A 14,781-nucleotide genomic window follows, 5' to 3' on the forward strand; every position below is an offset into this window, starting at 1 on the left:
GATAATGGCGATTGTGGCGAAGTGGTTAACGCATCGGTTTGTGGCACCGACATTCGAGGGTTCGATTCCCTTCAGTCGCCTCTTTATATTATTGGGGTATAGCCAAGCGGTAAGGCAACGGACTTTGACTCCGTCATTCGTTGGTTCGAATCCAGCTACCCCAGTTTTTTTAATTTAAATAGAAGCATAACTATAAAAGATATGGCGGTATAGCCAAGTGGTAAGGCATGGGTCTGCAAAACCTCGATCACCGGTTCAAATCCGGTTACCGCCTTACAATTAGGCCGGTGTGGCGGAATTGGCAGACGCGCTGGACTCAAAATCCTGTGCCTTCACGGGCGTGTCGGTTCGACCCCGACCATCGGCATCTTTTTATAACGACATTAGTTTTGAAGACCTTAGTTGCTTGGTAGCGCTAAGGTTTTTTGTATGCCTATGAATTTTTAGTCTATTTTTATTTGCTCTATGTCAAGTAATGTTGTGGAGCTTGAATTTCGCCTCTATGACAGATGAATATTTTTAGTAATTTTTATGCACTTTGAGGGTTGAGCAAGTTTTTTACTTATTGAAACTTGGTTAATTTTATTATTTTTCACGAACATTAACATTTATTTGCTAGCTATCATTTGTTTTTTTGCTATAATAGATTTATTAAGAGACTGGAGGTTTTTTTATGGCAACAATGTCGAATAAAATGAAACGCAATCAGAGGATTGTATATATTAGTCAATATTTTGTGACTCATCCAAATGAATTAATTGGTTTATCATATTTTTCTGATTATTTTAACTCTGCTAAATCTTCCATCAGTGAAGACATTGATTTTGTTAGAGGGATTTTTGAAGAAACAGAGATTGGTGTCATTGAAACAATAGCGGGTGTTCAAGGCGGCATGATTTTTAGACCGGCTTATTCAGACGTTAAGACAAATGAATTAATGGATGAAATTCGTCAAAGATTAACCGAAGGAAAGAGAATTTTACCCGGAAATTATGTATATTTGGCGGATTTATTACAAGATCCGAGGTTATTAGATAATATTGCGAAACTAATTGCTGTTAAATATCAAAGAGAAGAGATTGATGCTGTCGTAACGATTGAAACTAAAGGAATTGGACTTTGTGTTGCGGTTGCTAAATATTTAAATGTTCCACATGTAGTTGTTCGTAGAAGTTCTTCTGAGATGGATGGTTCTACTATTTCTGTTAACTATGTGTCAGGGTCTCACCAAAGAGTTTCTAAAATGGAACTTTCAAAAGTGAGTTTAAAAGCAGGAAGTAAAGTATTAATCATTGATGACTTTCTACGAAATGGTGGCACAATGATTGGTTTAATGAATTTAATTGAAGAATTTGATTGTAAAACTGTTGGTATTTGCGTGTTTGTCGAGAGTACGTATCGAGACCATGAACCCATCCCGAATTATGACTCTTTATTAAAGGTCGAGATCGTTTATAATAAAGAAGAATCACGTTTTGAACTTCAATCAGAACTTGGAACTTTTTTTGAGTAAATGCAGTTTTTTTATCAATATTCTGTTCTTGTTATGCTATAATTAGGTGGTAAGAAATACACAGAGGAGTGTTTTGATGGAAAATCGTTTAGCTGTTATTCTAGCAGCCGGAAAAGGAACCAGGATGAAGTCAAAATTATACAAAGTATTGCATCCAGTATGTGGCTTATCGATGGTGGAACATGTGGTAAATTCAGTGAAATCATCGGGTGTAGATGAAATTGTTACAATTGTTGGCCATGGTGCTGAAACAGTTAAAGAAGTTTTAGGTGAACAATCTAAGTACGCATTGCAAGAAGAACAATTAGGGACGGGTCACGCGGTCCTACAAGCTAAAGATTTAATTGGTGATTTAGAAGGACAAACATTGGTTATTTGTGGAGATACGCCGTTACTTTCAAGTGACACTTTAAATTACCTATTTAAATATCATTCTGAAAATCAAGCAAGTGCTACTATTTTAACTGCTATTGCTGAAGATCCAACGGGCTATGGGCGTGTCGTACGTTCTACGAGTGAAGATGTTGAAAAAATTGTCGAACAAAAAGACGCTTCAGAATCCGAATTAAAAATTACAGAAATCAATACAGGTACTTACGTTTTTGATAATAAAGCCTTATTTAAAGCTCTAGCAAATGTCAAAAATGATAATGCTCAAGGTGAATATTATTTACCAGATGTGATTGAATTGATTAAGGCTGAAGGCGGTAAAATTTCCGCTTATATTATGGATGATATGTCAGAAGCATTAGGAGTTAATGATCGTGTAGCATTATCCCAAGCCAATGGATTAATGACTAAACGAATTAATTTAGAGCATATGCGTAATGGTGTCACAATTGTGAATCCAGCCACCACTTTTATTGAAGCGAGTGTTAAAATCGGCAACGATACCATTATTGAGCCAGGTGTCATGTTAAAAGGAAATACTGTCATTGGTTCTGACTGTGTAATTGGTGCAAATAGTGAAATAGTAGATAGTGAAATCGCAGATAATGTTGAAATTACCCAATCTGTTATTGAAAAATCAGTCGTTGCAGAAGGCGTGACGATTGGACCGTTTGCTCATCTTCGTCCAAATAGTAAGTTGGATAAAAATGTCCATATTGGAAACTTTGTAGAAGTAAAAAATAGTACGATTGGTGAAGGAACCAAAGCAGGTCATCTAACTTATATCGGGGATGCTGATTTAGAAGAAAATATTAATGTGGGATGCGGTACTATTTTTGTGAATTATGATGGTAAACATAAACATCGTTCACATGTTGGAAAAGATGCCTTTATTGGATGTAATGCGAATATTGTTTCACCTGTTAATATTGGCGAAAAAGTATTTGTTGCGGCCGGCACAACGGTAATTAAAGATGTTGAATCAGAATCATTAGTCATTTCAAGATCTGAACAAAAAAATATTCCAGGCTATTGGGAAAAATTACAAAAAAAATAAGCGTCAGAAAATAGATCAAAATTAATTGGAGGTTCATTTCGTGACAAAAGTACATTATAAAGATCCAAAGTTGAAGATTTTTTCATTAAGTTCAAATAGACCCTTAGCAGAAAAAATTGCAGAAGAAGTAGGAATTGAATTAGGACAATTAACAATTTCTCATTTTTCTGACGGTGAAATTAAAGTAAATATTGAAGAAAGTGTTCGTGGGGATCATGTTTATATCGTCCAATCGACTTCATTCCCAGTAAGTGATCATTTAATGGAATTAATGATTATGATTGATGCTTTAAGACGTGCAAGTGCAAAAACAATTAATATTGTAATTCCTTATTATGGATATGCGAGACAAGACCGCAAAGCCCAATCAAGAGAGCCGATTACAGCTAAGTTAGTAGCGAATATGTTAACGATGGCCGGAGCTTCTCGTATTTTAGCATTAGACTTGCATGCAGCTCAAATTCAAGGGTTCTTTGATATTCCAGTGGACCACTTAATGGGAGCACCTTTATTAGCAAATTATTTCTTAGAAAATAATTTACATGGGGATGATTGTGTAGTCGTTTCCCCTGACCATGGTGGTGTTACTCGCGCTAGAAAATTAGCAGAATTTTTAAAATCTCCGATTGCGATCATTGATAAACGTCGTCCACGTCCAAATGTTGCGGAAATCATGAATATCGTTGGGGATGTTGAAGGTAAAAAATGTATTATTATTGATGACATGATTGATACAGCTGGAACTATTACTTTAGCCGCCAATGCCTTAAAAGAAAAAGGTGCTAAAGAAGTTTATATTTGTTGTACTCACGCTATTTTATCAGGCAATGCAAAAGAAAAATTAGAAGCAGCGCCAGTTGAAAAAGTGATTATTACCGATTCAATTGTCTTACCGGAAGAAAAGAGAATTGATAAAATTGAAATTATTTCCGTTAGTCAGTTAGTGGGAGAAGCCATTCGTCGTATCCATGAAAATCGTTCTGTCAGTCCATTATTTAGCGAAAAATTCAATATTTTGGATTAATTTGAGTTAAACAGTTAATCCATTATTAAAACCTTTCAAACCAATTTACGAAGTTTGAAAGGTTTTTTCAGTGCGTCCAACATTGGCATTAACTTGGCAGTTTAAGTTCGCTCCTTCTAACGCATCTGAGACTGGGCATAAACTTGATAAATTTAGTTAAGTTTATTATTCATTAATTAAAAGCGCAGTGGTTGAGTGATCTCAAATGGCGTCTTAACAAGATTGAACATAAATTTGAAAAATTCAGTCAAATTTGTGCTTATTCATTAAAAGCGCAGTGATTGAGTGGCCTCAGATGGCGTCTTAACGACTTGTTTGAGACCTACTCAACTTTGCGGGGGTAGGCCGACGAAGCGAAAATTATTTAATTTTCTACTTCTAGTTGACACTCTCCTACTCGAAACTCAAAAGCATTGGCTAATTTGGCAGTTAATATTTGCGGTAGACGATGAAGTATCAATCGTCGGGAGTAAGGGGGGGTTATTTAATGATAACTCAATAATAATTTAATATACAAACCAATCGAGATAAAAAATTAAGTGTAATTGAAAATTTTTAGCAAGGCTTTCTCTATAGAAACTAAGGCTCTCCATGGAACTTGACTAATTATATGTGGTATAATGAACAAAAGTAAAAGTCAAAATAAAGATTAAATTGACGTTAATAATGAAGGAGTATATTATGTTTAATTATACGGATGATAGTTTATCATTACATACTGACCTATATCAAATAAATATGTTAAAAACGTATTGGGATGACAATACAGCGGATCGTCATGCAGTATTTGAAGCCTATTTTAGAAAAAATCCTTTTGAAAATGGATATGCTGTTTTTGCAGGATTAGAACGAATTGTTCAATATTTAAGTAATTTGCGTTTTTCAAAAACCGATATTGAATATTTAGAAAGCTTAGACTTGTATCCACAGGAATTTTTAGATTATTTACGTGATTTCAAATTTACTTGTACCGTGAGAAGTTTGGTTGAAGGAGAACTATGTTTTGCAAACGAACCTTTAATTCAAATTGAAGGGCCTTTAGGTCAATGTCAAATCGTTGAAACTGCGGTACTCAATATTTTAAATTTCCAAACATTGATTGCCACTAAAGCCTCTCGTATGCGTAGTGTGATTGGTGAGAATGATAAATTATCAGAATTTGGAACTCGTCGTGCTCAAGAAATGGAAGCAGCTATATGGGGCACGCGTGCTGCTTATATTGGAGGCTTTGATTCGACTAGTAATGTTCGTGCTGGAAAATTATTCGGTATTCCTGTTTCCGGTACTCACGCTCATTCTTTAGTACAGGCCTATCGTGATGAATATACCGCGTTTAAAAAATATGCCGAATCACATAAAAATGTCGTATTTTTAGTGGATACTTATGATACATTGCGTTCAGGTGTGCCCACTGCTATCCGTGTAGCCCGTGAGATGGGGGATAAAATTAATTTCTTAGGAGTTCGAATTGACTCTGGTGACATGGCTTATCAATCCAAAAAGATTCGTGAACAACTAGATGAGGCAGGTTTCCCAGATGCTCACATTATTGCGTCGAACGATTTAGATGAAAAAACGATTCTTAACTTAAGAATGCAAGGGGCAAAAATTGATGATTGGGGTGTTGGGACTAAAATTATTACTGCTTTTGATCAACCTTCATTAGGAGCGGTATATAAATTAGTCAGCATTGAAGATGAAAATGGTGAAATGGTACCAACAATGAAAATTTCAAGTAATGCTGAAAAAATGTCGACTCCAGGTGTGAAACAAGTTTGGCGTATTACGCGTAATCGTGATGGTAAATCCGAAGGCGATTATGTTGCTTTAATTGATGAACGTCCCGATTTATTAGATGAACTTTTTATGTTCCATCCGGTACACACTTATATCAATAAGACAGTTAAAGACTTTACTGCTAAGCCATTATTAGTTGAGGTGTTTAAGGAGGGTGAGTTAGTATATGAAGTTCCTTCATTATCTGAAGTGAAAGACTATGCTAATAAATCAATCCATGCATTATGGGATGAATACAAACGGATTTTAAACCCTGAACAATATCCAGTCGATTTATCTCAAAAATTATATGATGAAAAAATGGCTAGCATTAAAGATATTCGTTCGAAAATCGACAGTCAAGTTAAAAAAATGGAAAAAGGTGATCAATAATGCGTCCTTTACAACAGGAAATTATTAGAGCTTTGCATGTTGCTCCTACGATCGACCCAAAGCAAGAAGTGAGACGAACCATTGATTTCTTAAAAGACTATTTAATGGCACACCCATTTTTAAAAACTTATGTTTTAGGAATTAGTGGTGGACAAGATTCAAGTCTAGCCGGTCGTTTAGCTCAATTAGCAATGGAAGAAATCAGAGCAGAAACCGGTGATGAAAGTTATCAATTTATAGCAGTTCGTCTACCTTATGGGATTCAAAATGATGAAGCGGATGCTATAGCGGCGCTTGAATTTATTCAACCTGATCAAATCATGACCATTAATATTAAAGAGAGCACCGATGCGATGGTTAAAGCATTGGAAATGAATCCGTTAGAGATTAGTGATTACAATAAAGGAAATATTAAGGCTCGTCAAAGAATGATTGTCCAGTATGCGATTGCCGGGCAAATGGCTGGGGCAGTGATTGGTACCGATCATGCCGCGGAGGCCGTAACCGGCTTTTATACCAAATTTGGCGATGGCGCAGCTGATATCACACCATTATGGCGCTTAACTAAAGGCCAAGGACGTGAATTAATGAAAGAACTTCAGTCACCAGAACGATTATATTTAAAAGTTCCCACAGCGGATTTAGAAGAAAATAAACCGATGATTGCTGATGAAGTTGCTTTAGGGGTAACATATCAAGCCATTGATGATTATTTAACTGGTAAAGAAGTACCAGAACAAGACGCAGCAACAATCGAAAAATGGTACCTTAAATCGCAACATAAACGTCATTTACCTATTACCATTTTCGATGATTTTTGGAAAAATTAATAAGTTGGTAGAAAGGAGACAGTGAGATGCTAAGCCAAATAGGAACGGCCTTCTTACAAGTAACTCTTTTATCTTTTGTACTAACAGCTGTACTATTACATATTGCTAAAAGAAAAAAGTGGCTCGATAAGGACCCACATCAAATTCAAGAGAGTCAAAAAAAAGTTGCCAGTTATGGTGGGATTGCCATCTTTTTAAGTTTTTGGATCGGGTCTATTTTCACAATTCCCCAATTATTGTCGTCAAGTAATCAATTTTGGTTGTTCATTGCCTCGATTGTCATCCTAATCGTGGGGATTATTGATGATACAATTGAATTAAATCCGATACAAAAAACAATTGGGATTCTATTAGCTGCTAATCTATTGTATTTTAAAGCTGGCATTGAATTTTCTTCAGCATTATTACCTGAAGCTAGCCCATTATTTTTTGAAATATTATCCTATTCCGCTACGATTATTTGGATTTATGCGGTGACTAATGCGGTAAATCTGATTGATGGCGTTGATGGTTTAGCTTGCTCAGTATCCATTGTGAGTTTAATTACCTTAATTATTACAACTTACTTTTTTAGTTTATCCATTAGAATGGCTTTCCTGACAATGTTAATCTTATTAACAGGTGCTATTTTAGGCTTTTTACCCTTTAATTGGGTACCGGCAAGAATCTATTTAGGGGATACTGGGGCTTTATTTATTGGCTTCATGTATGCTGCTTTATCGGTTTCAAATTTGAAAAATGCTAGTTTATTTTCATTAATAGTACCTGTTTTAATCTATATGGTTCCATTGTTTGATGCAAGTTATGCGATGATGAGACGATTTTTAACGAATAAACCGATTGGTCAAGCTGATCGCGAGCATTTACATCATCGATTGTTAAGATTTGGTTTTTCAAAGAGACAAGTGGTTTTATCAATGATTTGTATCACGATAATCTTTTCTTTAATTGCAATCTTTTCACATATATGGCCTAATTATCGAGTAATTTGGTTAATCGTAACCGGAATCATTTTAATTATTTTAATGGTAACAATGAATAAATTGTCTAAACAAAATAAATAGGAAAGGATGATAGAATGAAAATAGCTTATATCGTAGACAGTACCGCTGGCTTAAAAGATGAATTAAAACAACATCCAGATGTCAATGTTTTAAATTTAACGATTAATTTTTCGAATGGCGATGTCTATGAGGATTCAACAGAAAATTCAAAAGTAAAAGCTTTTTATCAACGTTTAAAGGAAGAAAAGCAATTACCCACTACTGCTCAACCGTCACTTGGTGAATATTATCAATTAATGGATCAATTAATAGCAAATAATTACCAAGCAGTTATTGTTATTAATTTGTCTAGTCAGTTAAGCGGCACTTTTCAAACATCGCAAATGGTTTTAAACGAATATTCAGATCGTTTAAAGGTCACAGCGATTGATTCAAAAGGGACTTCTGTTGTAATTGAAAATATGTTAGAACAGGCGTTAGAGATGCAAAATATGGGACTTACTTTTGAAGAGATTAATGAAAAATTAAATTGGTTAGCAGAAGAATCTCATATTTATATGGTGATTGAAGATTTGAATAACCTAGTCAAATCAGGGCGCTTATCATCTGCGAATGCTTTTTTAGGATCCTTGCTGCAAATAAAACCGTTATTAGAATTTACTGATACGGGAGCAGTTCAAGTGATTGAAAAAATTAGAACCGAAAAGAAAGTTTATAAGCGTTGGGAAGAAATTGTTGAAAATGCATTGCAAAAGTTTCCTAATGGCATCCATTTAAGATTTGCTCATGGAGACGCTTATGAAGCGGTCGCAGCTGTTCAAGAAAAGATGAAAAAGAAATTTCCTCAAATAAAATCCTTTGGCATAGGTTATTTGACACCGGTAGTAGGCGTACACGGCGGAAACGGTGTCAAAGGAATGGCGATAATTCCTGATGCAATTAATTAGGAGGGATCAATTGTCCGAGAATTTTCGTACTATTTTAAAAGAGTTTGTTTTTGAAATGGAAATAAAAAAATCACGCTTTATAACTTACTTGGTCCCAGTTGAGTCTGAGGGCGAAGTAGAAGAAAATTTGAAAATTATTCGTAAAGAACATCATAAAGCGAATCACCACTGTTCAGCCTTTGTCATAGGGGAAGATTTTTCCATTCAAAGAATGAGTGATGATGGTGAACCTAGTGGCACGGCGGGGGTACCCATGTTAGAGGTGTTAAAGCATCATCAGCTAACTAATATATTGGCTGTGGTGGTTCGCTATTTTGGAGGTATCAAATTAGGAACTGGCGGATTAATTCGGGCTTATGGTAATTCAGTAAGTGAAGCTTTAAAAGAGGCAGAAATCGTCGCTAATATAAGTCAAATGCGGATTTCTTTAATTATTGGATACCCTTCAGTAGATACTTTTAATTATTTTCTCAATAAAACCGAGCATCCTATTACTATTCTTGATACAATATATACCGACCAAGTCAACTATCAATTAGCTGTTAATATCGAAAGTGTTAAAACAGTAGAAGAAGAGTTAATTTCATTATTTAATGGACAACTGACTTGGAAAAATGTTGGTGAAGACACGGTCTATATTCCAATAAAAAATAAATTATGAAGAGGAGGTAATCAATGAAAACTGCATTAATTGTCGATAGTGTAGGCTATCTGTCTGACGAATTAAATTCACTAACAAATGTTTATACAATTGATTTAACAGTTAATTTTAGTGATGGCACTGTCATCAATGATACCTGTGCGCCAGCACAATTAAAATCATTTTATGATCGTTTAAGTAAAGAAAATCAACTACCTACCACATCGCAACCACAAGTAGGTAAATATTATGAATTGCTTGATCAATTAGTAGCTGAGGGTTATCAAACCGTTTTTTGTATTCATTTATCAGCTGGGATTAGTGGTACTTATCAAACCGCGGTAATGGTTACCAGTGAGTATCAAGATAAAATACAAGCCTATTGTATTGATTCCAAGGGAGCTTCTGTGACGATGGAAGGTCTAGTAAGAGCGGCTTTAAAAATGATTGATCAAGGAGAAGACTCTTCACTCATTGCGAATAAATTAAATTGGTTGGGTAATGAAAGTCGTATTTATTTAATGGTTGAAGATTTAACCAACTTAGTAAAAGGGGGCCGATTAAGTGCTACAAGTGCCCTCTTAGGTGGAGTATTACAAATACGACCATTACTTTATTTTGATCAAGATGGTAAGATTGTTTTGTTTGAAAAAATTAGAACCAATAAACGTGTATTTAAGCGGTGGTCTGAATTAGTTCAAGAAGCACTCGAAAAATATCCTAAAGGGATTAGTATTGCTTTTGCTCATGCCGATGTTTATGATGAAATTAAAAAGGTAGAGATGCAAATTGTTGCTGAGCATCCAGAAATTACGTCTTCGGTTTCCGCTTTGGGACCTGTCGTAGGAACTCATACGGGACGAGGAACCAAAGGTATTGCCATTATTCCACATATTGATAATTATTTATAATATATAACAGCGCTGAATTAACATCATAATTTCTAATGCTCTTTCTATCCTCGTCATAGTAAACGACTCATGATCTTCATGTTGAACTTATAAGAATTGCATAGAGCTGTTTAGTTCGGGAGTGGGTTAGTTGAAGGTAAGTTAGTTTTATTACTTCACTCTCATTCCTTTTTTATTTTTTATCTTTATATTTTAGCTAGCGGTAGAATTTTTTACCACTTTAAGGTATGATGAAAAGGTAAATAAAAGCATCATTTTAAATGGATTAGATACTTAGGAGGGATTGTGTGTCCACAGGATTAGAATTAGGTTTATATACTTTAGGAGAACATGTTGTAAACCCTCATACCAAACAATTGATTACGCCACAAGAACGGATTAAAAATATCATTGAAATGGCACAATTAGCCGAACAAGCTGGTTTTGATATTTTTCAAGTAGGAGAATCTCATCAACGTAATTTTATTAGCCAAGCTCATTTAATTATTTTAAGTGCGATTGCTCAAAGTACGAAAACGATTCGCTTAGCTTCAGGTGCCACCATTATAGGCGTAGCTGATCCGGTACGGGTATACGAAGCCGCATCAACCATTGATTTATTGTCGGATGGTCGAATGGAATTGGTATGTGGCAGGTCTGCTCGGACGGGTCTTTATGAGACATTAGGATTTGAATTAGCTGATTACGAAGCCTTATTTAATGAGAAATTTGAACTTTTAAAATTAATCAATCAACGTGAGATTGTTAACTGGACTGGTGAACATCGTGCACCTTTAAATAATGTCCCTGTGTTACCCCGTGCTCTTCAGAAACAAGGATTACCGATTTGGCGTGCTGTTGGCGGCAGCTTAGAGTCAGCTAAACAGGCTGGTCAGGCGGGGGATCCAATTTATGTGTCGCACTTTAGTGGGGATTTAAAACATTATCAATTATTAATTGACCAATATCGTCAGTCGCTAAATCATGAAGGCTTTGAACCAAGTCAGTACCCATTAGCTGTTGCAAGCTACTTATTTGTGCGACCAGACACATCACAAGCAATTGATGATTACTATCCATTTGTCAATGAAGGTTCCATTACGGTGAATGAACAAGGAATTGAGAGAAATCAATTTGAAAAAGCTAAAAATCTTGATTCAGTCATTAATGTCGGAAGCCCGGAATTGGTAGTAGAAAAATTAATTAAACAGTATGAAGAATTGGGAATGACTCGCTATATTGGACAAATTGATTTTGGTGGCATGCCATTTGAAGAAGTTAAACGGACGATTACCTTATTGGGCGAAAAAGTACTTCCTGAAGTAAAAAAATATACAACTAAATAAGATAAAACTCTTGTCTCGATGAAATGAAGAAATCATTCATTGATTCAAGAGTTTTTATTTTTTTCACGTATTTACTTATAAAGAAGGTGAAAAAAATGGAATTAGCGTTAGCCGGGAGACAATTAAGTGTGTCTGATTTAGAAAAATCTCAATTGTTGGCATCAGAGTTGGAACACCAAGTGACTCTTTTTGAAAAAATCCCAGCTATAATAAAGTTAAAGAGCAATCATTGGCAATGCCAGCGCTGTGGGAATCAAACAGAGTTTAAACAACTTAATAAAGAGAGCGTTTATTGTATAAATTGTTTACAATTAGGAAGAATAAGTTCAGCAGAATTTTTGTACCGTTTTCCAGCCTATCAACATCAAGTTGACGATAGTTCACTCCTTACTTGGCACGGGCAACTTTCTGATGAACAACATCGAGCATCAACAGCTATGTGTAATAAGCTTCATCAGTATCAAAAAATCCATATTATTCAAGCTGTTACAGGCGCGGGAAAAACAGAAATGATTTTTAAAGTTATCGAGAAAGTATTACAGCAAGGTGGCAGAGTAGCGATGGCTTCACCTAGAATTGATGTATGCTTAGAATTGGCACCACGTCTACAAGAAGCTTTTAGGAGCGTAAAAGTTATCACACTTCATGGGACCATGACAGAAGCCTATCATTATACTCGAATTGTCATCGCGACCACTCATCAATTATGGAAATTTTATCATGCTTTTGATTTAATTATTGTTGATGAAGTGGATGCCTTTCCCTTAGCAGGAGATGATAGCTTACATTTTGCGGTCAAAAATGCTTTGAAAAAGCAAGGGAAATTAATTTATTTAACAGCAACACCAGATAGTTATATTGAGAAGTTAATTAGACAAAAAAAGGCTGAAAGAACGATTTTACCAGCGCGTTATCATCGCTATCCACTTCCAGAACCGAAATTTATTTGGATTGGGGATTGGCGTCAACAAATAAAGTCCAAAAAAACATCAGGACCCTTAATGGTTAAAATAAAACAATTTTTAATATTAAAGGGTGTAAAATTGATCTTTATGCCAGATATTCTTTTAGCTGAAGCTTTATATGAATGGCTACAAGCAGAAGCACTCGCTAACAAAATGGCTGTTGTTCATGCGAAAGATAATTTTCGCAAAGAAAAAGTTCACCAGTTACGACAAGGAGAATTATCAACTTTAATCAGTACCACGATTTTAGAAAGAGGCGTGACTTTTACAAATTGCCAGGTAATGATCATTGGCAGTGAGGACCGAGCATATAGTAGCTCAGCGATTATTCAAATGAGTGGTCGAGTAGGCCGAAAACCGAATTATCCTACCGGAGCACTATGGTATGCGCATTATGGTATTAGTTTATCGATGATTAAAGCACGACATAATATTAGAAAAATGAATCGTCTTGCTAGAAAGATGGGACTGCTTAATGATTGATGAAATAACTCATTGTTTAAGATGCCAAGAACCGTTACGCTCACAATTAAGTTGGCAACAAATTTGGAGTTTTACTACCATTGATTGGCCATCATGCTGTGAAAGCTGTCAGTCAAAATTTAAAAAATGTGCTACTAAAGAAGTCTGTCGCTACTGTCAACATCCGCTAATAAAAGCTGATGAAACAATTTGTTTCGATTGCCAACAATGGTTAAAGTTATATGATGAACACTATTTAAATCATCGTTCTATTTTTGAATATAACGATTTTTTTAAAGATTGGATTCGTGATTATAAATATTTAGGAGACATAAGACAAGCACAAGTCATGGTACCAATTATGAAAGAATACTATTATCAATACTCAAATTATACATGGACTTATTTGCCTAGTTCACCACAAAATTATAAAAAAAGAGGTTTTAATCAAATCCAGGTATTGTTTGAAAAAGCCGGTATTCCTTATCAAGAATTATTCGATTATAATATAAATCAGCTAGGGCAAAGTCAGGCTAAGAAAAATAAAACAGAACGATTGAATTTAGTACAACCCTTTATAATCAACAAAGAAAAGTTAGAGACAAAAAATATTTTAATCATGGATGATGTCTATACAACGGGAACCACCTTAATTAGAGCGAAAGAATTGTTATTTCAACATTCAATTGAACGATGTTTAAGTCTTACTCTGGCACGTGACAGTTTAATATAAGCAATAATATTATGAAAATATTTGAAACTATACAATAAAATATTTGATTACGTTTCCAAAAAAAATAAAAATGTGGTATAATATGTTAAAAGCTAGCCAATGCTTTTTAACAATAGTAAAAGAAATCATTGAGAAGAATGCTTCTATTTTTAGCGGAATCAAAATGATGGATTTACTCATTGTAACTTTATATGAAATGAGGGATTTATATGTTTACGTATAATGTTCGTGGAGAAAATATTGAGGTTACTAAAGCAATACGAGATTATGCAGAAAAGAAAGTTTCAAAATTAGAACGTTTCTTTGATGATGTACCTGAAGCAACAGCGTATGTTAATTTAAAAGTTTATCCTGATAAAACTGCAAAGGCTGAAGTAACGATTCCACTATCATTTTTAGTATTGCGTGCAGAAGAAACCACTCCAGATTTATATGCAAGTATTGATTTAGTTGTGGATAAATTAGAAAGACAAGTACGCAAATATAAAACAAAAATTCATCGCAAATCTAGAGAACGTGGATTTGATGGATTAGCAACACAATTTGTTGCAGAAGATGTAAAACCAGAATCAGAAACTGAATTAGAGATTGTGCGTTCAAAACGTGTGAATTTAAAACCAATGGACAGTGAAGAAGCAGTATTACAAATGAATATGCTTGGACATGACTTTTTTATCTTCACTGATGCTGAAACAGATGAAATTAACATTGTTTACCGTCGTAAAGATGGACGTTATGGTTTAATTGAAACAGCTTCAATGTAAGTAAATTAACTAATTAAGGATGGGAAAACGAAAGAATTCATAGGAGT

The 14,781-nt window shown here is 34.8% G+C and carries 13 protein-coding genes and 4 tRNA genes; all 17 read left to right on the forward strand.

Features of this window, described 5'->3' with window-relative positions; translation table 11 throughout:
- The first annotated feature begins 7 nt into the window (after positions 1-7).
- The 17 genes from B5D12_RS02855 to hpf all read left to right on the forward strand — a co-directional run bounded on the left by B5D12_RS02855 (position 8) and on the right by hpf (position 14,734).
- A tRNA-His gene (locus B5D12_RS02855) sits at positions 8-80 on the forward strand.
- A gap of 12 nt (positions 81-92) precedes the next feature.
- A tRNA-Gln gene (locus tag B5D12_RS02860) sits at positions 93-164 on the forward strand.
- A 39-nt stretch (positions 165-203) separates the two neighbouring features.
- Positions 204-274, forward strand: a tRNA-Cys gene (locus B5D12_RS02865).
- 9 nt (positions 275-283) lie between these two features.
- Positions 284-367 (forward strand) — tRNA-Leu (locus B5D12_RS02870).
- Positions 368-673: 306 nt separating this feature from the next.
- Positions 674-1,513, forward strand: coding sequence for a pur operon repressor (gene purR, locus B5D12_RS02875; protein ID WP_234982901.1), 840 nt, complete (start codon positions 674-676; stop codon positions 1,511-1,513).
- 76 nt (positions 1,514-1,589) lie between these two features.
- Complete coding sequence (glmU, locus tag B5D12_RS02880; RefSeq protein ID WP_078755410.1) at positions 1,590-2,960, forward strand: bifunctional UDP-N-acetylglucosamine diphosphorylase/glucosamine-1-phosphate N-acetyltransferase GlmU; 1,371 nt, start codon at positions 1,590-1,592, stop codon at positions 2,958-2,960.
- Between the two features lie 40 nt (positions 2,961-3,000).
- Positions 3,001-3,984, forward strand: a complete 984-nt coding sequence (locus B5D12_RS02885) for a ribose-phosphate diphosphokinase (protein WP_078755411.1) — start codon at positions 3,001-3,003, stop codon at positions 3,982-3,984.
- Positions 3,985-4,665: 681 nt separating this feature from the next.
- Positions 4,666-6,153, forward strand: a complete 1,488-nt coding sequence (locus tag B5D12_RS02890; RefSeq protein WP_200802988.1) for a nicotinate phosphoribosyltransferase — start codon at positions 4,666-4,668, stop codon at positions 6,151-6,153.
- Positions 6,153-6,983, forward strand: a complete 831-nt coding sequence (gene nadE / locus B5D12_RS02895) for an ammonia-dependent NAD(+) synthetase (protein ID WP_078755412.1) — start codon at positions 6,153-6,155, stop codon at positions 6,981-6,983. The genes B5D12_RS02890 and nadE overlap by 1 nt, the downstream gene beginning before the upstream one ends.
- 26 nt (positions 6,984-7,009) lie before the next feature.
- Positions 7,010-8,047, forward strand: a complete 1,038-nt coding sequence (locus tag B5D12_RS02900; RefSeq protein ID WP_078755413.1) for an MraY family glycosyltransferase — start codon at positions 7,010-7,012, stop codon at positions 8,045-8,047.
- Between the two features lie 14 nt (positions 8,048-8,061).
- Entirely contained in the window at positions 8,062-8,934 is an 873-nt protein-coding gene (locus B5D12_RS02905) for a DegV family protein (protein ID WP_078755414.1), read from the forward strand.
- Positions 8,921-9,595: a YigZ family protein gene (locus B5D12_RS02910; RefSeq protein WP_143412028.1), complete on the forward strand. Its 675-nt coding sequence runs from the start codon at positions 8,921-8,923 to the stop codon at positions 9,593-9,595. The genes B5D12_RS02905 and B5D12_RS02910 overlap by 14 nt, the downstream gene beginning before the upstream one ends.
- Positions 9,596-9,609: 14 nt before the next feature.
- The gene (locus B5D12_RS02915) at positions 9,610-10,485 is read left to right on the forward strand and encodes a DegV family protein (RefSeq protein ID WP_078755416.1); all 876 of its coding nucleotides are present in this window, start codon (positions 9,610-9,612) and stop codon (positions 10,483-10,485) included.
- Positions 10,486-10,772: 287 nt separating this feature from the next.
- Positions 10,773-11,810, forward strand: a complete 1,038-nt coding sequence (locus tag B5D12_RS02920) for an LLM class flavin-dependent oxidoreductase (protein WP_234982902.1) — start codon at positions 10,773-10,775, stop codon at positions 11,808-11,810.
- A 95-nt stretch (positions 11,811-11,905) separates the two neighbouring features.
- The gene (locus B5D12_RS02925; RefSeq protein WP_159443842.1) at positions 11,906-13,258 is read left to right on the forward strand and encodes an ATP-dependent helicase ComFA; all 1,353 of its coding nucleotides are present in this window, start codon (positions 11,906-11,908) and stop codon (positions 13,256-13,258) included.
- Positions 13,251-13,970, forward strand: a complete 720-nt coding sequence (locus tag B5D12_RS02930) for a ComF family protein (RefSeq protein WP_078755419.1) — start codon at positions 13,251-13,253, stop codon at positions 13,968-13,970. Before B5D12_RS02925 ends, B5D12_RS02930 begins: the two co-directional genes overlap by 8 nt.
- A 209-nt stretch (positions 13,971-14,179) precedes the next feature.
- Positions 14,180-14,734 carry a ribosome hibernation-promoting factor, HPF/YfiA family gene (gene hpf, locus B5D12_RS02935; protein WP_066126250.1) on the forward strand — a complete coding sequence of 185 codons (555 nt, stop codon included), beginning with the start codon at positions 14,180-14,182 and terminating at the stop codon, positions 14,732-14,734.
- The last annotated feature ends 47 nt before the right edge of the window (positions 14,735-14,781 follow it).

The organism is Globicatella sulfidifaciens DSM 15739 (genome assembly GCF_900167405.1).
GTDB classification, from domain to species: Bacteria; Bacillota; Bacilli; order Lactobacillales; family Aerococcaceae; genus Globicatella; species Globicatella sulfidifaciens.

What these genes read in the sequence shown, in the direction of transcription:
- hpf (WP_066126250.1), top strand. Translation starts at nt 14,180, where the DNA reads ATGTTTACGTATAATGTTCGTGGAGAAAATATTGAGGTTACTAAAGCA.
- B5D12_RS02930 (WP_078755419.1), top strand. Translation starts at nt 13,251, where the DNA reads ATGATTGATGAAATAACTCATTGTTTAAGATGCCAAGAACCGTTACGC.
- purR (WP_234982901.1), top strand. Translation starts at nt 674, where the DNA reads ATGGCAACAATGTCGAATAAAATGAAACGCAATCAGAGGATTGTATAT.
- glmU (WP_078755410.1), top strand. Translation starts at nt 1,590, where the DNA reads ATGGAAAATCGTTTAGCTGTTATTCTAGCAGCCGGAAAAGGAACCAGG.
- B5D12_RS02890 (WP_200802988.1), top strand. Translation starts at nt 4,666, where the DNA reads ATGTTTAATTATACGGATGATAGTTTATCATTACATACTGACCTATAT.
- B5D12_RS02900 (WP_078755413.1), top strand. Translation starts at nt 7,010, where the DNA reads ATGCTAAGCCAAATAGGAACGGCCTTCTTACAAGTAACTCTTTTATCT.
- B5D12_RS02905 (WP_078755414.1), top strand. Translation starts at nt 8,062, where the DNA reads ATGAAAATAGCTTATATCGTAGACAGTACCGCTGGCTTAAAAGATGAA.
- B5D12_RS02915 (WP_078755416.1), top strand. Translation starts at nt 9,610, where the DNA reads ATGAAAACTGCATTAATTGTCGATAGTGTAGGCTATCTGTCTGACGAA.
- nadE (WP_078755412.1), top strand. Translation starts at nt 6,153, where the DNA reads ATGCGTCCTTTACAACAGGAAATTATTAGAGCTTTGCATGTTGCTCCT.
- B5D12_RS02925 (WP_159443842.1), top strand. Translation starts at nt 11,906, where the DNA reads ATGGAATTAGCGTTAGCCGGGAGACAATTAAGTGTGTCTGATTTAGAA.
- B5D12_RS02910 (WP_143412028.1), top strand. Translation starts at nt 8,921, where the DNA reads ATGCAATTAATTAGGAGGGATCAATTGTCCGAGAATTTTCGTACTATT.